General features: G+C 40.1%; 17 protein-coding genes. 11 read left to right on the top strand and 6 right to left on the bottom strand.

Annotation, left to right across the window (positions count from 1 at the left end; all coding sequences use genetic code 11):
- The first annotated feature begins 17 nt into the window (after nt 1–17).
- Both ZA05_RS13890 and ZA05_RS13885 read left to right on the top strand, forming a co-directional pair.
- Complete coding sequence (locus ZA05_RS13890) at nt 18–2,936, top strand: glycosyl hydrolase 115 family protein (RefSeq protein WP_053992288.1); 2,919 nt, start codon at nt 18–20, stop codon at nt 2,934–2,936.
- Nucleotides 2,937–2,996: 60 nt separating this feature from the next.
- A complete protein-coding gene (locus ZA05_RS13885; protein ID WP_053992287.1) occupies nt 2,997–4,121 on the top strand; it encodes an endo-1,4-beta-xylanase in 1,125 nt (374 codons plus the stop codon).
- Nucleotides 4,122–4,213: 92 nt separating this feature from the next.
- On the opposite strand, the gene ZA05_RS13880 is transcribed toward ZA05_RS13885, so the two are convergent.
- The 4 genes from ZA05_RS13880 to ZA05_RS13865 all read right to left on the bottom strand — a co-directional run bounded on the left by ZA05_RS13880 (nt 4,214) and on the right by ZA05_RS13865 (nt 13,623).
- Nucleotides 4,214–6,901, bottom strand: coding sequence for a sialate O-acetylesterase (locus ZA05_RS13880; RefSeq protein ID WP_197276098.1), 2,688 nt, complete (start codon nt 6,899–6,901; stop codon nt 4,214–4,216).
- 120 nt (nt 6,902–7,021) lie between these two features.
- The gene (locus ZA05_RS13875) at nt 7,022–8,989 is read right to left on the bottom strand and encodes a carbohydrate binding domain-containing protein (protein ID WP_082333783.1); all 1,968 of its coding nucleotides are present in this window, start codon (nt 8,987–8,989) and stop codon (nt 7,022–7,024) included.
- 13 nt (nt 8,990–9,002) lie between these two features.
- Nucleotides 9,003–10,616 carry a RagB/SusD family nutrient uptake outer membrane protein gene (locus tag ZA05_RS13870; RefSeq protein WP_082333782.1) on the bottom strand — a complete coding sequence of 538 codons (1,614 nt, stop codon included), beginning with the start codon at nt 10,614–10,616 and terminating at the stop codon, nt 9,003–9,005.
- Between the two features lie 10 nt (nt 10,617–10,626).
- On the bottom strand, nt 10,627–13,623 hold the full coding sequence (locus ZA05_RS13865; RefSeq protein ID WP_053992284.1) for a TonB-dependent receptor: 2,997 nt from the start codon (nt 13,621–13,623) through the stop codon (nt 10,627–10,629).
- A 353-nt stretch (nt 13,624–13,976) separates the two neighbouring features.
- On the opposite strand from ZA05_RS13865, the gene ZA05_RS13860 reads away from it, so the two are divergent.
- From ZA05_RS13860 to ZA05_RS13830, 7 genes are all read left to right on the top strand, one after another.
- Nucleotides 13,977–14,462 carry a hypothetical protein gene (locus ZA05_RS13860; protein ID WP_053992283.1) on the top strand — a complete coding sequence of 162 codons (486 nt, stop codon included), beginning with the start codon at nt 13,977–13,979 and terminating at the stop codon, nt 14,460–14,462.
- Nucleotides 14,463–14,568: 106 nt separating this feature from the next.
- Nucleotides 14,569–15,624, top strand: a complete 1,056-nt coding sequence (locus tag ZA05_RS13855; protein WP_053992282.1) for a sensor histidine kinase — start codon at nt 14,569–14,571, stop codon at nt 15,622–15,624.
- Nucleotides 15,621–16,304 carry a LytTR family DNA-binding domain-containing protein gene (locus ZA05_RS13850; RefSeq protein ID WP_053992281.1) on the top strand — a complete coding sequence of 228 codons (684 nt, stop codon included), beginning with the start codon at nt 15,621–15,623 and terminating at the stop codon, nt 16,302–16,304. The genes ZA05_RS13855 and ZA05_RS13850 overlap by 4 nt, the downstream gene beginning before the upstream one ends.
- A gap of 107 nt (nt 16,305–16,411) precedes the next feature.
- Nucleotides 16,412–17,152 carry an intradiol ring-cleavage dioxygenase gene (locus tag ZA05_RS13845; RefSeq protein WP_053992280.1) on the top strand — a complete coding sequence of 247 codons (741 nt, stop codon included), beginning with the start codon at nt 16,412–16,414 and terminating at the stop codon, nt 17,150–17,152.
- Between the two features lie 351 nt (nt 17,153–17,503).
- The gene (locus tag ZA05_RS13840) at nt 17,504–19,066 is read left to right on the top strand and encodes an arylsulfatase (RefSeq protein ID WP_231632498.1); all 1,563 of its coding nucleotides are present in this window, start codon (nt 17,504–17,506) and stop codon (nt 19,064–19,066) included.
- 408 nt (nt 19,067–19,474) lie between these two features.
- Nucleotides 19,475–19,930: a protease complex subunit PrcB family protein gene (locus ZA05_RS13835; RefSeq protein ID WP_053992279.1), complete on the top strand. Its 456-nt coding sequence runs from the start codon at nt 19,475–19,477 to the stop codon at nt 19,928–19,930.
- A 256-nt stretch (nt 19,931–20,186) separates the two neighbouring features.
- Nucleotides 20,187–21,221 (top strand): MBL fold metallo-hydrolase, encoded by a 1,035-nt coding sequence (locus ZA05_RS13830; protein ID WP_053992278.1) that lies wholly within the window; start codon nt 20,187–20,189, stop codon nt 21,219–21,221.
- Between the two features lie 202 nt (nt 21,222–21,423).
- Here the strand turns inward: ZA05_RS13830 and ZA05_RS18230 are convergent, their stop codons facing one another.
- Nucleotides 21,424–21,594: a hypothetical protein gene (locus ZA05_RS18230; RefSeq protein WP_157514713.1), complete on the bottom strand. Its 171-nt coding sequence runs from the start codon at nt 21,592–21,594 to the stop codon at nt 21,424–21,426.
- 17 nt (nt 21,595–21,611) lie between these two features.
- A complete protein-coding gene (locus ZA05_RS13825; protein ID WP_053992277.1) occupies nt 21,612–22,469 on the bottom strand; it encodes a VOC family protein in 858 nt (285 codons plus the stop codon).
- Between the two features lie 454 nt (nt 22,470–22,923).
- Here ZA05_RS13825 and ZA05_RS13820 point away from each other — a divergent pair, with 454 nt between their 5' ends.
- Nucleotides 22,924–23,592: a response regulator transcription factor gene (locus ZA05_RS13820; protein ID WP_053992276.1), complete on the top strand. Its 669-nt coding sequence runs from the start codon at nt 22,924–22,926 to the stop codon at nt 23,590–23,592.
- A complete protein-coding gene (locus ZA05_RS13815) occupies nt 23,589–24,959 on the top strand; it encodes a HAMP domain-containing sensor histidine kinase (RefSeq protein ID WP_053992275.1) in 1,371 nt (456 codons plus the stop codon). Before ZA05_RS13820 ends, ZA05_RS13815 begins: the two co-directional genes overlap by 4 nt.
- Nucleotides 24,960–25,012 lie beyond the last annotated feature (53 nt).

The following is a 25,012-nucleotide window of genomic DNA, read 5'->3' as shown; positions in this document are numbered from 1 at the left end:
CATATAAAACCAAAGTAATGAAGGCACTTGGTATGAACCTACTAAATATTGCTTTGGGGCTTCTTTTACTTTGTAAAGTTCAGGCCATCCATGCGTCTTCCGGTCAATCCAATGACTCTATTGGTTATATTTCTGTTCACCCAATCGAACAAGGGTTCGCAATTTTCCATGACCAAAAGATTGCTCCAATCATAGTAAGTGCTGAAGAATACCCCGGTGTAAAGCGGGTTGCTACCCACCTTCAAAATGATCTTGAAACAGTCACCTCATCCAAGCCCAAACTTCAAAATTCAATTCCCAAAAAAGATAAAAACATTATTATAATTGGCTCTTTGGAGAGTCCAATTATTCAAGAGCTTGCCCGCACTGGAAAACTTGACATCAATCCATTAAAAGGTCGCTATGAAAAACACATCATTACAACGGTAAAGGCCCCTTTTAAGGGTATTGACCAAGCCTTGATCATTGCGGGAAGTGATAAACGAGGAACCATTTATGGCATTTATGACCTTTCTAATGAAATTGGGATAAGCCCTTGGTATTATTGGGCTGATGTCCCTGTTTCTCAAAAGGAAACCCTTTTTGTAAAGCCAGGAACCTTTACCAAGGGAGAACCAAAAGTCAAGTATCGCGGTATTTTTATAAATGACGAAGCTCCGGCACTTCGAGGATGGGCCAAGGACAAATTTGGAGGTTTTAACGCTCAGTTTTATGACAAAGTCTTTGAACTTATCTTAAGAAACAAAGGCAATTTTTTATGGCCTGCCATGTGGCAGCCCTCTGCTTTTGCCGATGACGATCCAGAAAATGCGCGATTAGCAGACGAATATGGCGTAGTGATATCTACCAGCCACCACGAACCTATGATGCGCGCCCACGACGAATGGCGACGCTACGGAGTGGGCCCATGGAATTTCACAACCAACAAAGAACAGCTACTTGAATTTTGGAACGGAGGCATTCGGCGTATGAATGATTACGAAAGCATTGTCACTCTTGGAATGCGTGGCGATGGAGATGAAGCTATGAGTGAGGACACTGCGGTAGATCTATTGAAAGAAATCATTTCTGAACAACGTGGAATCTTAAAAGAGGGCACAAAAAAACCTTTGGAAGACATCCCTCAAGTGTGGGCACTCTACAAAGAAGTTCAAGATTATTACGATAAAGGAATGCGGGTTAACGACGACATTATGATTCTTTTTTGTGATGACAATTGGGGTAACGTTCGCATTCTACCCAAAAAAGAAGACCTTGATCACAAAGGCGGATTTGGGATGTACTATCATTTTGATTTTGTTGGTGGTCCTGTTTCATACAGGTGGTTAAACGTCACTCAAATTGAACGCGTATGGGAGCAAATGAACCTTTCTTATCAATGGGGTGTAAAAGATTTATGGCTGGTTAATGTTGGCGACATAAAGCCCATGGAACTCCCCATTAGCTTCTTTCTCGATTTTGCCTGGAATGCCGAAGGAATCAAATCTACAGACCTCCCCGCTTATTATACCAATTGGGCCACACAACAATTTGGTCCAACACATGCCAATGACATTGCTGAAATATTGTCGCTTTATACCAAGTACAACGCAAGACGTACCCCTGAAATGCTAAAACCAGACACCTACAGCATCGAAAACTACAGGGAAGCAGAAAGGATTATTCAAGAATATGATTCCTTAGTTGAAAAAAGCAAGCGTATTTATCAGCAATTGGATGAGAACTATAGACCTGCATTTTATCAATTGGTACTTTCTCCTGTGGAGTTATGCAGTAATCTTAACAAAATGTATGTCGCTATTGGAAAGAACAGGTTATACAGTCAACAAGGAAGAGCCTCTGCCAATAACTATGCCGAAAAGGCTAAAGAACACTTCTTAAAAGATTCTCTGTTAACCGAACAATACCATCAATTGAATAATGGCAAGTGGAAGCATATAATGTCGCAAACCCATATAGGTTATACCAATTGGAACAATCCACCCGTAAACAAGATGCCAGATATTTCGGTTTTCAATGCTCATGAGAATGGCAAGCTAGGCTATGTAATTGAACACGGCAAACCTTCCGACCCCGAAAAGGATCAAACCGATAAGTCAGGAGTCTATAGTCAATCCTTTTCAAGCTTTGACCCTATCAACGACCAAACCTATTACATCGAGATTTTTAATAAAGGGCAAGAAACAATAGATTATGGGTTACATGCAAAAGAAGAATGGATTAAACTTTCATCCAAGGGAGGAACCCTACAATATGATGACAAAATATTTGTAAGCATCGATTGGGACCTAGCTCCCAAAGTTAAACACCTAGGGGAAATCCTTATGTCCTCTAACGGAAAGGATATATCGCTTCAGGTCCCTATTTGGAATACTACACAAACAGCCAAAGGTTTTGTTGAAAACAACGGGGTGATAGCTATTGAAGCCTCACACTATTCAAACAAACACGACTCTAAGGAGGTGCAATGGATTGAGGTTCCCAACATGGGAAGAACCCACTCTGCCATAACCGTAATGCCTTCCAATTCTGATACGCAGGAACCAGGTCTAAACACACCTTATCTTGAATATGAATTCACTATATTTAAGGATAGTGAAATCGTGGTGGAAACCTATCTTTCCCCCACCTTAAATTTCAAGAAAAATGAAGGGTTGCAATTTGCCATCGCCATTGACCAAGAGGCTCCTCAAATAATCAATATGCATGAGGGCGAAGACGTACCTGATTGGGAATACCCTGAGTGGTGGAACAAATCTGTGGCAGATCATATCAAGAAAAAACTTTCGAAACACGACAATATTAGCGCAGGGACTCACAAATTAAAAGTATGGATGATAGATCCCGGAGTTGTATTTCAAAAGTTTGTTATTGACCTTGGAGGATTACGGCCAAGCTATTTAGGGCCTCCAGAAAGTAATTATGTAAAAAAGTAGTGGAAACAAGCCGAAAAACCACCTAAATTTTGGAGTAGGCATAAAGAAAAATCATTTAAAATGAAAAAGATATTTAAGCTCCTTATCTGTGTGCTCATCGTTTCCTGCAGTAGCAGTGATGATGGAGGTAGCGGCCCAATTGTAGGCGGTCCAACCAACCCCAATCCAAGCACATCAGACTATTTAAAAGATCAAGTGAATTTTCCAATAGGAAATACAGTTTCTGCAGCTGAACTAGCCTCTAGTTCAACAACCAACACGGCCTTTAAGGAAGTATTACTTAACGATTATAACAGTATTACGGCAGGCAATGATATGAAAATGTACAACATGTACATGGGACCAAACAATTACGATTGGAGTGATGGAGATGCTATCGTAGACTATGCCAGAGACAACGACCTACGCGTTCATGGCCACACTTTGCTTTGGCATCCAGAATATGCCATTCCCAATTGGTTGGAGAATTTCTCCGGAACCGATGCCGAATTTGAAACCCTTGTGAAAGACTACATTCAGGCCGCAGTAGCGCATTTTTCGGAAGCTTTGGATAATGAGGGCAATCCTATAGTACAGAGTTGGGATGTGGTAAACGAAGGCTATGATGGCGGTGCTTTAAGATCTACCTTATTTCAGCAGCGTATTGGGGATGATTATATTGCCAAGGCCTTTCAATGGGCCAGGGAAGCCGACCCAGATGTAAAATTATTTTACAACGATTACAATATTGCAGGGACGCCTGCAAAAAGAGCTGCCATCCTAAATATGGTCAGCCAATTCCAAACCAACGGTACTCCAATTGATGGTATCGGGATGCAAATGCACCTCAACCACAATTGGCCTACGAGCGATCTACCATTGGCCATCCAGGAAATTGCCAGTACAGGCTTATTGGTTCATGTTTCGGAATTGGATGTGAAAGTGAATTATGCCGATGATATCACAGAATTGACTGCAGAAAGAGCAGCTCTGCAATCAGATCAATACCAACGTGTGTCCTATTACTACAAAACTATGGTTCCAATCAGTCAACAATTTGGAATCACCATTTGGGGTGTTAGGGATGTTGATAGCTGGCTGTATGACAATGGTACCGAATGGCCTTTGATGTATGATGCAGACTTTGAGCCCAAACCTGCCTACGATGGATTTAAAGATGGGCTAAACGGCATGGACGTGCAATAAAAAACATAGATAAAAGAAAAAGCCTGCACAAGAGTGCGGGCTTTACTTTTTTAGTTAGTTAGTTAGTTAGTTAGTTAGTTTTTCCAAAATAGCTATTTATGGGCTTGGTTGGCTTTAATATTTTTAATCACTTCCAACATCGTATCCGTCCAAATAACACCTTCATGAGCCTTTAAATAGCGTACTAGAGCTTCATGGGCCTCCAAAGACACATTCAAGGAATGTCCTCCACCTACACCATGGAATAAAAACACCAAAAGCCCTTTCGATTCCATAGCCTTTTCTACTTCGGCAATCAAAGCTTCCCCCGATTCTCCATTCACTCCAAAACACTTGATAGCGTAAGGGTCAATGGCCTCAATGGTTTCAATGCCTTTATTCACGGTTCTAGCACCTGCCAAATCCTCTTTCAACAAATCCATAAAAGTTCTGTCTCCTATGGACATATCTCCACAAGTAAAGGCAAAGGTGCGTTCGGTTTGATGATCCAAAACACCCAAGAAGGCATTGGTCAATCTAATTTCCTCCACCATTTTGTCAATACTGTAAGTGCTTAGATCATAATTGGGATTGACCCATTCCCTGCCTGGAAGATTTCCCAAACAAGGATGGTAAAGGGTATGATTTCCCAATTCGTGGCCATGAGTAGCTAAAGTTTGCCATTCCGCTGTACGGGATGTAAACCCATTGGCACCTGCCGTAATGTAAAAAGTGGCTTTCATTCCCAATTCATCCAATAAGGGAGCTACGTTGTCCAAGTGCACATCCAAGGCATCGTCATAAGTCAACACCACTGCACATTGCTTTCCTTGCCAAGGCTCTTTATTTAAAGTTTCAGGGTCATAGTTTCTAAAGGGGGATGCCGGTAAGCCTTCTTTGTTGTATAAATTGGCTTCCACTGGATTATTACCCCACGCATATCTTACATATTGGGGATTGGAAATATCGGGATGACTCAACACTACCGTATTGTTTTCAATTTTGGCATTCGCCTTTACAAATTGTAAATCGGCTCCAGCTATCTCAAAACCTCTCAAGGTTTTCCCATAAGCAATCAAACCGCCTCCTACATGATTAAAATTGACCTGCAAAGCATTATTATTTTTGGTACTAGAAGTGAACAAGGGCCCCGAAGCCACCAAGTTTTGTTCACCATAAGCCAAGGAACGTGCCTGTAATGCCAAGCGCTTTCCAACAACCTCCTTATTCAAGGGGTGGATGTCATTCCATTCTCCTGCATCTATAGCGACTGCCATTCCGGTATTTGGTATGTATAATGTTTTCAATTGAGCCTCCCGTAATTGCGCCCACTGACTTTCTTTTTCCCTATTGAATTGCTGCATATAATTGGGCAATTGTACGTACAGAAAAGGGAAATCACCTTGGTTCCATTGTGTTCTCCAATCTTTAATAAGAGCTGGAAATTGTTTCGCGTACAACTGGGGATCAAACGTATTAGACTCTCCTTGGTAAAAGAGCACGCCCTTAATTTTGAATTGCGTTAAAGGAGCTATCATCTTGTTGTACAGCCCCAAGGGCTTCCACCTGATAAAAGTTCGCGAAGCCAAGGGCGACATGGAAGTACCCAAACGATAATTCCATGTTCCCTTTAAGTCAATTGTATCCTTGCCAACAGCAAGGTAATAAGGCTTATCGTAAAAGAAACCTCCCTTTCCGGATTGGTTTACGACCCTAACGGTAATGACATTTTTACCAGCTTTTAAAATATTGGGAGCCACCTCATAGCGCCTTGGCGGATATTGGTAACTAATACTCCCCACCTGCTGCCCATTGATATAGGTAAAATCTTGATCGACCATACGCCCCATCATAAGCTTTGCCGGTTTACCGACCATCGACTTAGGCAAATCGATTGTTTTTCTGAACCATACGGCCCCATTCACAAATCCCAAGGACTGGTCTGCCCAAAACCCTGGCAGCATCATTTGGTCCCAAGTGGAATCGTCATATTGGATATCATACCATTTAGTGCGCTCATTCATTCCCAAATCATTTGCATTCAATTCACCATACCAAGACCGTTCCCTTTTTTGATCCGCTTGAGTAATAGCTTCTATAAGACTATCATTTTTAAACTCTTGAGCCTCTTGGTAATCCTTTGGAAACTCCTTAAGTGCCTCTTCACTCAAAAAACAAGACACACGGGCTCCTCCAAGAGCAGCATTGACCAACCCTATGGGCACTTGGTAGGTTTCATATAATTCTTTGGCAAAAAAGTAGCCCACTGCAGAAAACTTATAAATGGTTTCGGGGCTAGCCTCCAACCATTGCATTGGGGCATCAAAATCGGTTTGAGGTTGATGGAAATCGTAAGCATCGACCACCTCAACTTGGCGGATAAAGGCATTTTTTGAAGCTGCAATTGCCTTTGGATATTTCTCCTTGACCCGTTCCATGGAAATTTCCATATTGGACTGTCCAGAACAAATCCATAGATCTCCAAAAAGAATATTGTTCACTTCAATTGTATTACTGCCTTTAAAAGTCATTTGGTAGGGACCTCCCGCCTTTTGGGGCGCCAAGTAGAATTCCCACTCCCCGACTTCATTCGAAACAGTCCTAAAATTTTGATTGTTGAATTGCAAATGCACCGTTTCTCCAGCAGAGGCCCAGCCAAAAAGCCTGAGTTCCGTATCTCTTTGCAAAACCACACCATCGTTTAAAAGTTTGGGCAGCCTAATTTGAGCCATCAGGCTTGATGAACAAACAAAAAGCACAACAATTGCCACTGACATTTTTAAGATTGATTTGGAGTCCATAGGAAAATTATTTTCTATTTTTTTAAATGTAGTTATAAAAAAACCGTCAGGCTTCAACTGCCTGACGATTTCACAACTAATTCAAAACTAATTCTAATTTACTAACGCTGTTTCTATGTTTTAATCGCAGGCATCGTATGGCACCACCGACACATCATCTACAAAGAATGTTTGTGTAGTTGCCCCCATATCGAATAGCAATCTGTACTCCCCGGAAGGGACTGTAGCTGCATTTACCACGAAAGAATAATAGGTCCAATCTTCTGGGATTGATAAATCATCTGAATAAAAGAAATCGGAACCGTTACCATCCCATTGCGACATGGAGATTCTGAATACGCCATCAGGTCCTGCAGCTTTTGCCCAGAAACTAATTTTGTAGTCATTTCCGGCCTCCATATCCATTGGGTCTGATGCCATTTGCACATCCCAAGGGTTACCACCTGTACCGGTGGACGTCATGGAAGCCGATCCCGAATGGGCTTCTGCTGTTGAAGTATCATGAGTTCCATTTAAGGTATTCCACCCCGTAAGACCATCTTCAAAGCCTCCATTGGCAGCCAAACTACTTTCAACAACTTCATATTCTTTTACCGTTACTGCATCTACAAAAAAGGTTTGTGTGGTGGCTCCCATATCGAAGAGTAGTCGATACACCCCTGAAGCAACAGTTTGAGCTTCTACGACAAATGAGAAATAGGTCCAATCTTCCGGAATGGATAAATCATCCGAATAGAAGAAATCAGAGCCATTGCCATCCCATTGCGACATGGAAATTCTAAAGATGCCATCAGGTCCTGCTGCCTTAGCCCAGAAACCAATTTCATATTGAGTTCCCACAACCAAATCCATCGGATCTGAAGCAATTTGTGTATCCCAAGGATTATTTCCTGCACCAGTTGCGGTTAAGGATTGATCACCACAATAGGCTTCTGAAGTTGATACGTCATGTGCACCATTTAAAGACTCCCATCCCGTTAAACCATCTTCAAAACTTCCGTTTGATAATAATTCAGGTGGTCCTGCCACTGCCGCAAATGCTCCTGGAACCAAAGCAATATGGTCAATCCCGAATGGCACACTTCCCATTCCCATATCCAACACCACTTTGTGAGTTGGCAGATCATTGGTCACCGTGAAGGTCCAAGTATATGGCAACCAATCCGCATTGGAAATCTCAACGGTGTCGCCATAAAAATAATCGGCCCCATTTCCATCCCATTGAGAGACAGACACACGCATTTGAGCTCCTGCAGACTCTGCTTTTGCAAATACGATAACCGTATACTGTTCACCAAAAGTTAAAGGCGTTGGTGTACTGGCAAACTGACGATCCCAAGGATTGCCTCCTGCCGGCTCCACTCTCATGGAACGTCCACCTCCATAGGCAGCATCTCCCGTTAGTTCGGTCATTGTTTCACCTCCATTAAGCTTTTCCCATCCTGGAAAATCATCTCCAGAGCCTTCACTTAATGTACTATTCACTAGAAAATTATGTCTTGCCACAAAAGCTGTTGAGGCAGTAGTTTCTCCAAATTCATTACTAACGGATAGATCCAAAAATGCATTGTCATCAACCCCAGCTGGTACGGTCACCACAAGTTCGGTATCGGTATTGGACACAATGGTTGCAGGCACATCATCTATTGTCACTACAGGATTATATTCAGCATTAAAACTGGTTCCTGTTATTGTAACGTTGTTACCGATAGCTACAAAAGCATCAAAGTTTTGTATAATAGGTACCGGAGTTAACAATACTTCTATATTAAAGTGTACTCTATAATCATTTACCATGGCCAAAGTCACCACATTGTTTCCAACTTCGGCATTTTCAGGAACAACAAATGTTAGAGAGCCATCCTCGCCAAGAGAAAATTCCGCTTGTTTATCTCCAACAAAGACAAACTGTACATAATCGAAATTTGAGCCTTGTATGGTTACACTTTCCAAAGGATACACCGATGTAGGATTTACCTCTGTTACCGAAACTTCAGCAAAATCGTCATCATCGTTACAGCTCACTATTGAAGTTGCCAAAACAACTACTGTACATAGATAAAATAGATTTTTAATAACGTTTTTCATAATAATCGATTTTTTAGTAACCAGGGTTTTGTTCTACGCCAAGCTGATCCACAAAATTCTGGGGAATCGGCCATCTTGTATGTTTTTCTTGAATGTTTGCGGAGGCACTAGGGTTGTGCATTTGCACGCGCTCCACTAAAATTCCTAATCGTTTAAGGAATCCCCATCTATGTCCTTCATGACCCAATTCTCGGGCATGCTCTTCAATAATGTTCTCCATACTCAATGAAGAAAAATTGTGAGAAGCATCTCCAAAGGCACGCTCCCTAAGAGTATTGATGAGGTTAAGTGCACCTCCCTCATTACCGTTTCTCAAATGAGCCTCAGCTCCTAAAATATAAGCTTCGGCCAATCTATAAACAATAACGTTTCTAAAACCTTGTGCCTCGGACTCCAATCTTCCATAAGTACCATCTTCCCAATTTTTGGAGCAAGAAGGATCCAAATAATGAATTTGATCATCATTTGAAGCCCATGCAAGAAAATAAGGGCTTTCTGCTGTTAGCTCATCTCCTGCTTGCAAATCACTTCCACCTTCTAGTCCAGTATCAATATTATCAGGGTCATCTACAGTCCATGATAGCTTATGCCATGCTTCTAAACGCCCATCCCCCTCTTCAAATAAACTCCAATAGTAATCCGTTGGGGATAAACGAGACCATGGTCGTCCCCCTTGTTCTAGAGTTCTTGCAACTCCAGGAACCCTATCATATAAAGGCACATACATTTGTATGGTACGCTGAGGTCTGTTTTGATCGGCTGGGTTAAAAATCCAAGAGAAAATTAATTCTTGATTATTTTCTTCTCCTGTTTTACCTCCTACCGTTCCAAAGATGCCATCCAGAGGTTGCAGTTGTGCACCCAAAGCAATTACATTTTCTGCAGCAGATGCCGCTTCTGCCCAATTGCCTAACCATAAATGCGCTTTTGTTAACATTAAATAAGCCATCTCTTTAGAAGCTTTCCCAACATCATTGGTTTCCATCCTTGTTCTTAACAATGGAATGGCCGCTTCCAAATCGGAGATAACCAATTGCATCAACTCATCTCTATTTGACAAATCTGCAGTGAACACAATATCATCAACGCTTTGGGCCAAATTCGCTACCACTGCGTTATCCCATCTTGTCGCCAATTCTAAGTAGGCATATGCCCTCAAAGCGTAGGCCTCCCCAATAAGTTGGTCTCTTAGAATTTCTTCCTGAGTATTATCTACAGGAGTTTCTCCTCCAAATGCAATCACCACATTACAGCGGTCTATTGCCAAATACAATTGGTTGAATACATCTTCCACTCCTGAAGCATCACCGATACCGCTAGTGGCATCAAAGGCATTACTATACTCCATCATACCGCGCATACCACCTTGGGGCACGTCATCCATATTGGTACCCGACATAGCAATATCAGTTCCACATTGTTTGTAACAAGAAATATCGTTGGCTTCGTGAATGGCTCTTGCATTTACATAAACATCCAACATTGTGGTTTGTAATCCATTGATACTCGCCACAGCAGATGATGTGGGAAGTCGATCCCTTTCGGTTAAATCTAATATTTCATCCTCACAACTCGATAGAGCAAGTAGCGATGAAAGGCAAACTATATAAATTCTTAATTTTCTCATATCTGTTTTTTTAAAATGTAATAGAAGCACCAAACGTCCATGTTCTTATGATAGGGTAACTTCCTATACCTACTTCCGGAGAATAGGAGTTATCAAAATCGGTCCAATATTTTAAGTTATTTCCTCTAGCGTAGATAGATAATCCCTTAACAGTAGAATCACCCAACAATTCTCTAGAAAAATTATAGGTCAAAGAAATATTTCTAAGGGCCACAAACGATGCGTCTTGGGTTTTCACTGCGTTACCTCTAATACCACTCCAATCAGGACTCCCTGCTCTAGGGAATCTATTAGAAGGATTATCTGGAGTCCAGTAATCCACAGCTACTTGATTCCCCCTACCTGTATAGGTTCCATAAAAATTATTGATTTTAGTAAGCCCTTCCACTACTTCCACCAAAGCCGAAAGTTGAAATCCTTTAAAGGTTAAAGTATTGGTAATTCCTCCATACCAATCTGGGGTATTTTGATTACCTAAAAACACTCTATCCTCTCCTGGGGTAATAGCTCCATCATCGTTCACATCCAAGAATTTGGCATCGCCTGGGACCTGCCCATAAGAAGCTGCTTCATCCGCCTCTTCCGTTTGCCAAATGCCAATAAACTTATAGCCGTAAAGAACATCTATACTTTGTCCTATCCACCAACCGTTGGCAGGATCATCCTGAGGATTTCCATTGGCATCAACTTGGTTAAGACGGACAATCTCATTTCTATTGGTAGCCCAGTTAATTGCTGCATCCCATACAAAATCTTCAGTCTGGATAATGCTTCCCTTTAAAGTTACTTCAACTCCTCTATTTTCAGTCTCCCCAATATTGGTAATATAGCTGGTATAACCATTTATAATAGGAATTAACTGAGGTAATAACAAATCTGAGGTTTTGGTATTATAAACATCAATAGTACTGGTCAATCGATTATTGAAAAGTCCAAAATCCAATCCAATATTAAACTGCTTACTGGTTTCCCATTTCAAATAAGGATTCCCCAAACTTCCTTTGGAATATCCTACAATATTTTCTTCTACCACATCTTCAATGGTGTTAGGGTCGCCATCTTGATCAACCAATATTGTTGAACGAACAACATTAGGATTTGACAAGTAACGATAAGTCCCGATACGATCATTACCTAAAGTTCCATAACTTACACGCAACTTCAAGAAATCCATAAAGCTGCCATCGCCCCAAAAAGGTTCATTATGAACGTTCCAGGCTCCTGATACAGATGGAAAAGTTCCCCATCTATTGTCATCCACAAACTTTGAAGAGCCATCTCTACGAAGCGTTCCTGTTATAATATAACGGTTATCAAACCCATAACTCACTCTTCCTACATAATAAACCCTACCGCTTTCATCGGTATCCCAAGCAATTCTTTGATCATCCGTAGCGGTATCGTCAATTGCGTGATACCCTAATAAATCTGTTGCTAATTTATCAGAAAAGGCATCCATACGTTCCCATTCATCCTTTTGGAAACCATATACGAATGTTGCATCTATACTATGTTTCCCAAAATCCTTCTTATAGTTTAAAATATTATCTACTAAATAGTTTACAGAATTAGTTTTCTGTATTTGAGCAGTACTAGGATCACCATCAATATAATCACTGGAAGTAAATCTTCCAAAAAATTCATTTCTACCTTCTGCAAATGTATTCAGTGTATAAGTTAGTCCATTAAATATCTTGTACTCTATGTAAGGGTTGATATAGGTTCTGTTGATTTTTCTATCCACGATAGACTCATTATATCTATGGAATGGGTTTACCTGAAACTGATCATCTGTAATAAACTTGGCATAACTACCATCTTCATTGTACAAATCTCCCAGAGGCGTATTAGTAAAAATTGGAATAAACGGTGCAAAACCACCATTTACGTTAAAATCTGTAATGGACCTTGTACTTGTCTCGTCGGCATCACTTAGCGTATACTGCACTCTAGCTCCTATCTTGAACCTATCTGTTGGACGATACTCACCATTAAAACGGAATGAATATCGATTGTAGTCTGATGCAGTTACAATCCCTGTCTCCCGATACATATCTCCATTCATATAAAAGCTAAGCTGCTCGGTTCCTCCAGACACAGAAAGGTTGGCATGTGTTGTAAATCCTTGTCTAAGAATTTCATCCTGCCAATCCACAGATCTACCTGCAATATAATTTTCATATTCATTCGGATGCAGTGCTCCACTCAAATCGGTTCCCTGCCCAGAATCTAAGAGATATTTTACATACTCATCTCCATTCATGATGTTAACCCTGCTCCCTACTTCATTAATAGCAGAAGACGCATTAACGGTAATCGTAGGCTTGCCCGCTTTACCAGATTTAGTGGTAATCAAGATTACACCATTGGCTGCTTGAGATCCATAAATGGCTCCGGCACCGGCATCTTTAATAATGTTTACCGATTCGATATCGTCTGGGTTAATTTCATTGATGTTTCCCGGCAAAGGCACTCCATCTACCACAATAATAGGTTGGTTGGCATCAGCTATGGAAGCACTTCCTTCTCCCAAGGAATTCGTTCCTCGAATCGTAAAATTCACACCTGAACCAGGCTCCCCACTTCCTCTAGTGATACGTAGTCCTGAAACCTGCCCTCTAAGCGCTTCAACCGCATTAGGGACTTCAACCTTTTCAATATCTTCCGCATTCACCGTGGTAATGGCACCCGTTACGTTACTTCGTTCCATGGTACCATACCCTACAACCACTACCTCACTCAATTCTTCAAGGTCCGGTTGCATGGTTACATTAATAATACTACGTCCGTCCACCACAATTTCTTGGTCTACGTATCCTAAATAGGTATACACCAAAGTAGCGTTAATCGGAACGTTATTCAGCGTATAGTTCCCATCAAAATCGGTAGCAGTTCCTGTCGAGGTCCCCTTTACAATGATACTGACTCCCAATAATGGGCCATCGGCATCGGAAACCGTTCCTGAAACACTAACCGTTTGTGCTTGCACTGCCAGGGCAAAGGCCATGAGCAGCAATGTTAAAAAACCCTTTTGGGGTCTCTTCCTGTAATTACTTTTGAATTGATCGGTCATTTTGTCAAAATATTAATTTAAGGTCTGTTAATTTAAGGTTATGGTATTTTTAACCTAGTATAATTTTGATTTTGATAAATATACGCAATTATTTCATTTACTCAATCGGTTGCGTTATTTTTTTGTTAATTTTTTACAACAACTCAACGTAAATCAATAATTCAAAGCTAAATAAATTACGATATTCGCATAAAAATGAGTATTTTTACATGTGTTAACAGGGCGTGATTTTTGATATTTCTTCGATTTAATCAACTTTCGTGCAATTTTTTTAAAAGCGATCCGTCATGAAAAAACTACTCCATTTTTTAGCCATTTTTATACTTATAGTATCCTGCAACAACTCTAAATCCTCTAATGTTTCGGAAGCCATTGAGCCCGAAAAAAAAGATAAAATGATGACGCAAAAAAAGTCCCTGGAAGGTGCCTGGGAATTGGTTAGCTTTTATAATTATCAGGACAATGAAATAGTCGATTCTTTCCAAACCAGCGAAGGCTACCGCCAAGTGAAAATGTATACAAAATCAAAGGTCATGTGGTGTAAAAATGTACCATCGGACTCATCCGAATGGTTTGGATACGGACATTACGAGATCAAAGGGGATACACTCACCGAAGTTTTGGATTACGGGTCAAGGGTCATGACCAAAATCATCGATTTAAAAACCGAATTCAACAACGAACTCCAGCTGGGAGAGGATTCCTTTACCCAAATTGAGATTGATGATGAAGGAAATCGCATCTATTCCGAAAATTACAAACGTATAGAATAGGCCCTACACAACATATTATTAATAATTCCCTCCTGTTCACCGCTTTGATACAACTAGACACCTCTTTTTTTTTCAAAGAATTACCTTTAATAGGTATTTTTGATATATGAATTTCAGCCCTTTTAATAACCGATACCTCCTTATCAATTTATTAATAGGTATTGGCTTGGTCAGCATTCCGTTTTTAACCTCTCCCGATCTAGGATCAGGTTTGGAAATGCTAAAAGTAAAACCTTTTCAACGTAGCCTTTTAAGCTACATCCTATTAGTATTGGTGTTTTATGGCAACTACTATTTTATTGTCCCCAAGTTCTACATAAAAAAGCGTTGGCTTTGGTTTTTGGGGCTTTCCCTTTTAGGGTATTTGCTGGTATTTAATTTGCCACAAATGCTCATCCCGGAACAGCTTCCAAATTCTATGGGAAGGCCCATGATGCCTTCTTTTCCCCCACAGCCAAGAAACCCTTTATTGCCATTTGGCATCTTTTCAAGAGACAGTTATTTCTTCCATTACATCGTAGTATTTTTATTGTCTTTGTTTTTAAGATTGGAAGAACATTTGCATGCCGTACAAAACGAGAAATTGGCTACCGAGGTTTCCTATTTAAAAGCACAGATCAACCCCCATTTTCTGTTCAACACCCTGAACAGCCTATATGCACTCACCCTAACAAAGTCTGACGAAGCCCCTAAAGCGGTAATCAAATTATCTAATCTTATGCGCTATGTGGTCACGGAAAGCGACCAAAAAATGGTAGATCTTAAAAAAGAAATCGACTATATTCAAAATTTTATTGCTCTCCAAAAGCTTCGTCTTTCCAATGACACCACAGTGACAGCCAATTTTACCGGGGACTTTTCCAATAAAAAGATAGCTCCCCTGTTGCTGATTAATTTTATTGAAAATGCCTTTAAGTACGGCCCTTCTGCAGGAAACAACTCAGAGATTGTTATCGACCTCTCTGTAAACAAGGAGAATTCCTTATTTTTGATAGTGGAAAACACCTTTTCAAACAAATATCAAGACGAACAATCCTCTACCATGCAAGGCCTAAAAAACACCCAACGCCGCCTAAACATAGTATACCCAAATGCGCATAAATTAACAACCTCTGTTGATTCTGGAAGGTTTAAAATTGCTTTAAAACTCGACTTGTCATGATAACTGCGGTTGCTATAGACGACGAACCATTAGCACTTAAGGTCATTGAGACCTTTTGTGAGGCAATTTCAGATATCCAACTTGAAAGAACCTTTACCAATCTTACAAATGCAAAAAAATATATCAACAAGTTCCCTGTTGATGTAATTTTTTTGGACATTGAAATGCCCAATATTAACGGTATCGATTTTTATGCCTCCCTTGGCAAACCTGTTAAGGTCATTTTTACCACGGCCTATGACGAATATGCCGTAGAAGGTTTCAACTTGAATGCAACAGACTATTTGCTAAAACCCTTTTCTTTAGAGCGTTTTACGGAAGCTGTGTCAAGAGCCAAAAAGAGCATTGACCTTGAAAGAAGCCAAGAAAACACGACGTCAATACTATCCATTAGGGCAGACTATAAATTACATCGTATCCCCATTGGTCAAATCCTATATCTGGAAGCTATGGACGATTATGTAAAAATTCACATCCAGGACCAAAAAAGTTTAGTGACTCGCTCTACCATGAAAGGGATCCTTGAAAAATTACCGAAAACACAGTTTGCCAGAATTCACAAATCCTATATAGTACCATTACACAATATCAAGAGCATTGGTGCACAGGAATTGGATCTTGGTTATGCAAAACTTCCCATAGGTAACAGCTACAAAAAGAACTTAGATGCACTCTCCTAAAAGTGCATTTAGTTAATAAACCGCAAAATTTCTCGCATTCCCCTCTATTTATTCGTTTTTTTTAAGTCATTTCATAATTTGCTTGCATAATTAAAAAAATCCTACTTATGAAACGAAAAGATTTTTTGAAAAACGGACTTTTGGGAGTTGGAACCATTGTTGCCATTCCAACCGTTCTAACAGGCTGTTCCAGCGATGATGATGGCACAACCGGTGGTGTAACTGGAGATACTTCCGGGAATAACTCTGGGGGAAATTCAGGTAACACCTCAGGGGATTGCGAACTGTCCCCTAGCGAAACCAAAGGCCCATTTCCCATCAAAACACCATCGCAGCTGGTTAGGGAAAACATTATAGGAGATCGTTCTGGAGTAGCCTTCCTCATGACCCTTACCATCCAAGACAAAGATAACGACTGTAATCCCATACAAGGAGCCATGGTTGATGTTTGGCATTGCGATGCAGACGGCAATTATTCGGAATACGGTGGGGTGCAAATGCAGCAGGCCGATTATACCAATGAGCATTTTTTAAGAGGACGCCAAACTACCGATACCAACGGACAAGCCTCTTTTATCAGTATTTTTCCAGGATGGTACATGGGGAGAGCCCCACATATCCATGTAGAAATTTTGGACGCAAATGGCAATTCCTTAAGAGTCACACAAATTGCTTTCCCTAAAGATATTTGTGATACCGTGTATGCTACTTCAGGATACCACGGTACCGCAGACACGGCCAATGAAACCGATAATGTGTTCTCTGACAGTTTAGATGATAACATGGCCGATTCCATCACCGGAAACACCACCGATGGATACACCCTAACAAAAGTGATTACGGTATAAACTAGCGTGAAACTTCAATAACAGTGAAGCTTTAGTAATTACTTAAAAATTCCAATGTTTCCATTTTTAGAGTTGTTAGCCGAAAAGAGGTGTCCTAATGTTGGCACCTCTTTTCATTTCTCCTGCCCCTCAACGTCCTTCCCTATTCACTTTATTTCAACAACTTAAGCGTATGGCTGAAAATTTTTAAAGAAATTCTCTTGAATTCACTTTTTTTATCATAATTCACTAATTTTCAGATTTTTGTAGTAAAAGTTAGACTTTTTTTTTACATTAGATACTGATTATCAAGCCCTTCTATAATTCAGTTCCTACTTACAGCTATTAATTAATCATTTAATCTCAAAAATCATGACACAAAAACTTCACCCACTAAGGATGATTCTTTTGCTGCTACTGCTGCCTTTGTTCACCTTCAGCCAGAACAAACCAAACATTTTGGTTATCTGGGGAGATGATATTGGTACTTGGAACATCAGCCACAACAACCGAGGTATGATGGGTTACAAAACCCCAAACATTGACCGGATCGCTAAAGAAGGGCTTGCCTTTACCGATTATTATGCCCAACAAAGTTGTACGGCAGGTCGTGCTGCTTTTATTGGAGGCAATGTACCGGTAAGAACAGGAATGACCAAAGTAGGATTGCCTGGAGCTGCCCAAGGTTGGCAAAAAACCGATGTGACCATGGCCACCGTTTTAAAAAGCCAAGGCTATGCTACAGGCCAATTTGGTAAAAACCACCAAGGCGATTTGGACGAACACCTCCCAACCATGCACGGTTTTGATGAGTTTATGGGGAACCTTTACCATTTAAATGCCGAAGAAGAGCCGGAAAACTATGATTATCCAAGAGATATGAAAATGAAAGATGGCCAAACCTTTTTGGAAAAATTTGGTCCTCGAGGCGTGCTTCATACTTGGGCCGATGGCAAAGGTGGACAACGTATTGAAGATACCGGACCATTGACCAAAAAACGCATGGAAACTATTGATGACGAAACCGTGGCTGCTGCCAAAGAATTTATAAAAAAACAAAATGCAGCAGGAAAGCCATTTTTTGTATGGTGGAATGGCACCAGAATGCACTTCCGCACCCATGTTAAGGAAGAACATCGCCATCAAGGCAATGACGAATATACAGACGGGATGATAGAGCACGATATGCATGTTGGGCAACTTCTGGATTTACTGGATGAATTGGGAATAACCGACAATACCGTGGTGATGTACTCTACAGATAATGGTCCACATTACAACACATGGCCAGATGCTGGAACCACGCCTTTTAGAGGAGAGAAAAACTCCAATTGGGAAGGTGCTTACCGCGTTCCAACCTTTATCAAATGGCCAGGGCATTTCCCTGCAGACAAAACTTTAAATGGTATTGTATCGCATGAGGACTGGCTGCCTACCTTTGCGTCCATAGCGGGAGCTCCTGGCATCAAGGACAAAATCAAAAGCGGTGCATCTCTTAATGGAAGAAGCTATAAAAATTACATTGATGGATATGATTTAACCGATTACCTCACAGGAAAAACTGAGGAATCACCTAGACACGAATTTTGGTATGTCAATGATGACGGGCAAATTGTAGCCGCACGTTATGATGACTGGAAAGTTATCTTTTTGGAAAACAGGGGTGAAAAATTTGGCGTCTGGATGGAACCCTGGGCAGAGCTTCGGGTCCCAGTTATTGAAAATTTAAGACGGGATCCATTTGAAAAAGCCCAACATAACTCCAACACCTATTACGATTGGCTTTTGGATCGTGCCTATGTATTGGTCCCAATACAGGCATTGGCAGCTAATTTCCTAATGACCATGAAAGACTATCCGCCTAGTCAAACACCAGGCTCCTTTAATTTGAGTGCCGTTGAAGAAAAACTAAAATCAACTATAGGCGGAAACTAAAAAACACTCAATACATATTAAATCCAGTTTCAAGCAGAAAATAGCGTGAAACTGGATTTTTTATTTAGAATTCAAGTCTTAAGCTAGTGGATGCACTAACGCTCCTACTTAAGCAAATGTCCTTCGGACATTCACGATAACTTCAAAAACTGAACCAAAGGGTTCGGACTGCATATAAGATAAAAAATCGTTCATTTTACCATTTTTATATCGTAACTTTAAACCACCTTACGCATAATCAGTCTTTTACAAATTATTCACAGACAAGAAAAGTTAAGAATAACTGCTTCATAAAGATTGACACCTTAACAAAACTACACGCTTCTAGGTTATAAGCATTCATAGGTTCTAAACATTCAAAAACAATTATTTTGAACGGTTCATCATTAATCAAAAAACCATAAAACCATGAGAACAAATGCTTTAATTATTTTATTGTCTATATTCATTTTGAACTGCGAACCCACTGATAGCCAAGTTAACATGATAGACATTGAACCAGACTTGATTGCTAAAGACCAACTTTATGGGGCTGGAGCTGAAGGAATAGTAGAACAGAAAACAATTATTACCAATGAAAGAGCCTGGAAAATTCTATTAGCCCAAATGAATTCTGTAAATAATGTTTCAGATAATTTTTCGGAAACAGATATTGATTTTTCTCAATACTTAGTAATTGCCGTATTTAGCGAAGTCCTTACTAATGGAGGCTATAGTCTTGAATTTAATATGACTACCACCCCCGAAAACATCCTATTTAGGGTACACACTATAGGTGCCGACGATATTGCAACTACTGTAATGACACAACCTTTTCTCATTGTTAAAATTCCAATTTCCAATTTGCCAATTGTATTTCAATAAACCACTTCTTACAGCTATCATAGTTCATTGCGTTGGATTTCAAACTGAAATTTAACGCAATGATACTTTTATTCAATTCCAACTAAAAGCAAAATATTTAATGGCTACCACGACTAAAAAATATCACATATAAATTCTAATTTTACGTGATTTTAGTAGTTAACACATTTTAGGGTAACATATGATGTAGCCCAATAAAACACAATACTTTCCAATAAAACCAAATACAAGGGAGTTTAGTAGCAAAAACACAACAATGAACAAGAAGCATTACGGAGAAAAACCCAGCAACGACCATTTAACCAAATATGCCAAAAGCCCCAATTGGCGCAAGGACAAATTTCAAAACTTGGAGGCAACCTCGATGTCAATCAGCATCCAAAACCTTCCAAAGTTACTTTACAAACAGTTTTTCAAAAAGCTGAATCGTGAACCAAAAATGCCGCTCCCAATAGAAAGGTTTGACAAGGAACAGTTCCTTTCCGCTTCGGATGGCACCAAATTTATTTGGTACGGCCACTCCGTGGTCTTAATGCGCATGCTGGGAAAAACCCTACTGATTGATCCCATGTTAGGACCAGATGCAGCACCAATTGCGCCCTTTCCTGTAAAAAGATTTAGCAAAAACACCTTGGACCTGATTGAAGAATTCCCAGAGATTGACCTTGTGTTGATAACCCACGACCATTACGATCATTTAGACTATAAAAGCATCAGAAAACTGAGGTCAAAGGTGAAACAGTTTTATGTGGCCTTGGGGGTGGGGCGTCATTTGGAGAAATGGGGAGTTCCTAATGATCAAATCACCGAATTCGATTGGTGGGAAAAAAGTTCCTTTGAAGGGATCGATATCTCCTTTACTCCTACCCGCCACTTTTCAGGTAGAGGACTTACCGACAGGGCCAAATCCCTGTGGGGAGGATGGGCCTTTAAAACACCTCATGAAAACGTATGGTTTTCTGGCGATGGTGGCTACGGCAAACACTTTAAGGAGATTGGCAAACGTTTGGGACCTTTCGATTTTGGGTTTATGGAGTGCGGCCAATACAATCATAATTGGCACCTTATTCATATGTTTCCCGAAGAAAGTGTACAGGCGGCCCTGGATGCAAAAGTACAATGCATCATGCCTGTGCACTGGGCAGGTTTTTCCTTGGCGCAGCACAGTTGGCAAGAACCCATAGAAGCTTTTTTAGATGCTGCACAAGGCAACAAGAGTGCCCATATCCATCCAAAATTGGGTGAATTGGTCGATTATAAAAATCATGAGAATACAATTTGGTGGAAATAAGGCCCATTGCAAACTGCTGAACATAATTTTCAATTACCCTAATATTCCAAAAGAGACTGCATGAAAAGTCATGTCAGCCTCTTTGTTTTTTTATCTAAAATATTTATCAAATATGCACTTCGATATGAAAAAAACACATCATTTTCCTTCGACAGGTTAACAGTCATTGAAGGGAATTTCTATCTATAACTGTCAAAATACATCAATGGCGTCCACCCCCATAAAAATCCACACCTACATGAGGTGATACATGGGGTCCATTAGGACCGAAGCGCATGTCAACACCCACGTTGGTATGGGCAGAGCCACATGCGGCCAAAAGGAATAGAAAAAAAACAGCTACGATTACGAATAAGGATTTTTTTATTTTCATTTTAAGGAGTTTTAATGTTATTGATTCCAGATTTGAATGGCAAAAGGAGCCCCGTTAGGATCTTGGATAATGGCAACAGTACCATTTCTAATATTATCTTGAGGTTCAAGCATTATTTTGGCACCCAAAGAAGTGGCCTTCGTAGTAACACTCTCTACATCTACTACTTTAATGTAAGGCAACCAGGCAGACCTCATATTTTCAACCGGATTCTTCATTACACCGCACAGCTTTTGGTCTCCTGATTTCAAGATGAAATAAGGCACCTTCTCTTCATTGTTCTCCACAGCCGCATAGGGAGCTACCCCCTTATAATATCCTAGAGAGCCTGAAATGTCATTGGTCCAAAGCTCGTTCCAAAGCCATGAATTATTGGCTACTTGAAATTGAGGGTCTCCAGTCTCAGAATGCACGTAAGCAATATAAGCACCCTGTGGATCTTGAACCAGGGCAGATCGACCTCTCCCTTTAAAATTGGAAGGTTTAAATAAGGTCTTTCCTCCTTTGGCTGTATTGTATTCAACCGCTTTGTCAACATCGGTCACTGAAACAGAACTTAGCCATTCCCCAGAAGGATGCGTTGATACATTTAAAGGAATAATACCGCCAATAGCATGGCCTCCGCTATAAATGACATGGTAAGCCATGTCATCGGTTCCAAGCGACTTGTAGGTCCATCCAAATAGACTGGAATAAAAATCCATAGCTTGCTTTGGGTTCGGAGTGATCAAATCATGCCAAACAATCTGACCGTGATTGTATTGGATTGAATCAGTGGAGGACAAAGTAGGATACTCCGTCTGATCGCATGAAAACGTAAAAAACAAAAACAAGAGGGCAATTAATTTGGGGATTCCATTTTGACTAACTTTCATATTTACAGAGTTTTACAGTGAACGTTTATTCATATAAAGATAAGAATTTTGTTAAAATAATTGAAGGAGGAATATGATTAAAAAAATCACCTATACCTGCAAACGGAAATGTCATTTATACCCCACCAAGGAACTGGACTGCTTTTTCTTTTTATTGGGTTACAACTAAACTTCAATAGGGAAAATTGGTTCTCATTAACTATCTTTAAACCAACAATGCGTACGCATATTGTTGATTGGAAAATCGAACACTGGTTAACATAGAGATGAAAAACTTCGATACCTTGAGCATACAATCCTTAAAATGGCGAAAACACGTGGACTTTGAGATTATCTATAATCGTGTACTCAAAATTTTGAGAAGGAAATAAAAGGTTTAAAACAATCGAGATTTTAAGCAAATCTTAAGACGAACCTAATAAACACTTTATAAAACACAAAGCATCTTTGTATTATGAGAATACTAGTAGTCGAAGACGAACCTGGAATTGCCTCCTTCTTAAAACAAGGCCTGGAAGAGGAAGCTTTTGCTGTGGATGTAACCGACAATGGTAAATCGGGACTGGATTTGGCCTTATCTGGAGCGTATGATCTTCTGCTCTTGGACTGGATGCTCCCAGGGTTGAGTGGCATTGAAATTTGCAGACAGTACCGCAAAGAGTTTCCTTCTACCCCTATTATTTTATTGACGGCCAAGGACACCTTGGACGACACTATTTTTGGATTGCAATCTGGAGCCAACGACTACATAAAAAAACCCTTTCATTTTGAAGAATTACTGGAACGCATCAGGGTACAATTACGGCCCAAATCGGGCAACCACTCTACTTTCAGCTTAGGAAATATTAAACTGAACATAGACACCCATCAAGTATTTAAAAATGAAGAGGAAATACATCTTACCCAAAAGGAATTTGCCCTTTTGGAATTCCTCTTAAGAAACAAAGATAAGGTATGCCGAAGAACCCGTATTATAGAAAGTGTATGGGACATTCATTTTGAATATAACACAGGGGTTATTGATGTTTATATAAATGCCTTGAGAAAAAAGCTCATGTTGACCGATGAAGAGAATTATATCCAAACCGTACGGGGAGTTGGTTATATCGCAAAGGAATTATGAATTTAAATTTTAAGAATAGAATTGCACTGCATTACATGGTGGCCACGGCCTTAATCATGATCGTGATCTTTAGTGCCATATTCTTTGTAGTAAAAGGTGCTGTTCTTGGAAATCTAGATAGCGATCTATCTTACGAGGCTGAAAAACATGCTGGAGAAATTAAAACGATTGGGGATAGCATTCACTTCATCAATAAAGCCGAATGGGAAGAACGGGAACACCGAGAACTACAGGTAAATCCCGTCTTTATTCAATTGATCAACAAGGAAGGTGGCTTGATGGATAAGTCTCCCAATCTTAAAGGGGCACAACTTCCTTTTAAGGACATAGAATTTGGAGGGCATTTCAACACAAAATTAAATGACCGTAAGATCAGGCAGGTGCAAATTCCTGTAGAAAAAAACGGAAAAATCCAGGGATACATCTTGGCAGCCATGTCATCCGAGGCTGCGTATTCCGTCATTCAACAGCTAAGAAACATCTTATTGATTTCCTTTTTAATCGTGCTTATAGGACTGTATTATACCTCTCGGTTCTTAGCGGGAAGAAGTATCATTCCCATTCAGGAAATTACCAAAACCATTACGCACATTTCCAAAGACAACTTAAAGGAAAGGGTAACGCCTCCCCAAAACCAAGATGAAATTTATATGCTCGCAACTGGCTTCAATGCCCTGCTCGAACGTATAGAAAAAGCTTTGGAAAGAGAAAAACAGTTCACATCAGATGCCTCGCACGAACTCAGAACTCCCTTAGCCGCCTTAAGAGGAACCTTAGAAGTGCTCATCAGAAAACCCAGAACTCAGGAGGAATATGAGGAAAAAATTAAGTTCGGCCTCAAAGAAATTGAAAAAATCACCTCCACCCTAGAGCAACTTTTACATATCGCCCATTCAGAAACCTCATCCACCATACAGGCTAATGCAAAAGTAAGCCTAGCTCCTCTTATCAATGAATCCATTTTAAAATATAAAACAGACATTACCGCAAAGAACATCTCCATAAACCTCGAAAGGGACTTCAATGAAGAGTTGCCGGTTCCTCAATATTACAGCAAGATCATTATCGACAATATTTTGAGCAATGCCATTAAATATTCGCACAATAATTCCACGGTTCAAATTAAGGCCCATTCTAATGGTAAAAGGGTGGCCTGTATTATTAGCGATTGTGGAGTAGGCATTAAAAAGGAAGATTTAAACAAGGCCTTTGAAAGCTTTTTTAGATCGAAAACCCTTAATCACGAACAAGTGGCTGGTAATGGCCTTGGACTCTCCATTGCTAAAAAATGCGCCGATGCCATACAGGCCGATTTAACTATAGAAAGTGAACTTGGCCAAGGAACCAAAGTTACCATCCTTTTTTAATACTTCTAAAACCTCCAAAACACTCAGAAAATCAAAATCTTAAGCCAATCTTA

The organism is Mangrovimonas sp. TPBH4 (assembly GCF_001280505.1).
In the GTDB taxonomy this organism is placed as follows: domain Bacteria; phylum Bacteroidota; class Bacteroidia; order Flavobacteriales; family Flavobacteriaceae; genus Mangrovimonas_A.
The sequence above is the reverse complement of the archived record's forward strand: the minus strand, read 5'-3'. Positions and strand labels throughout refer to the sequence as shown.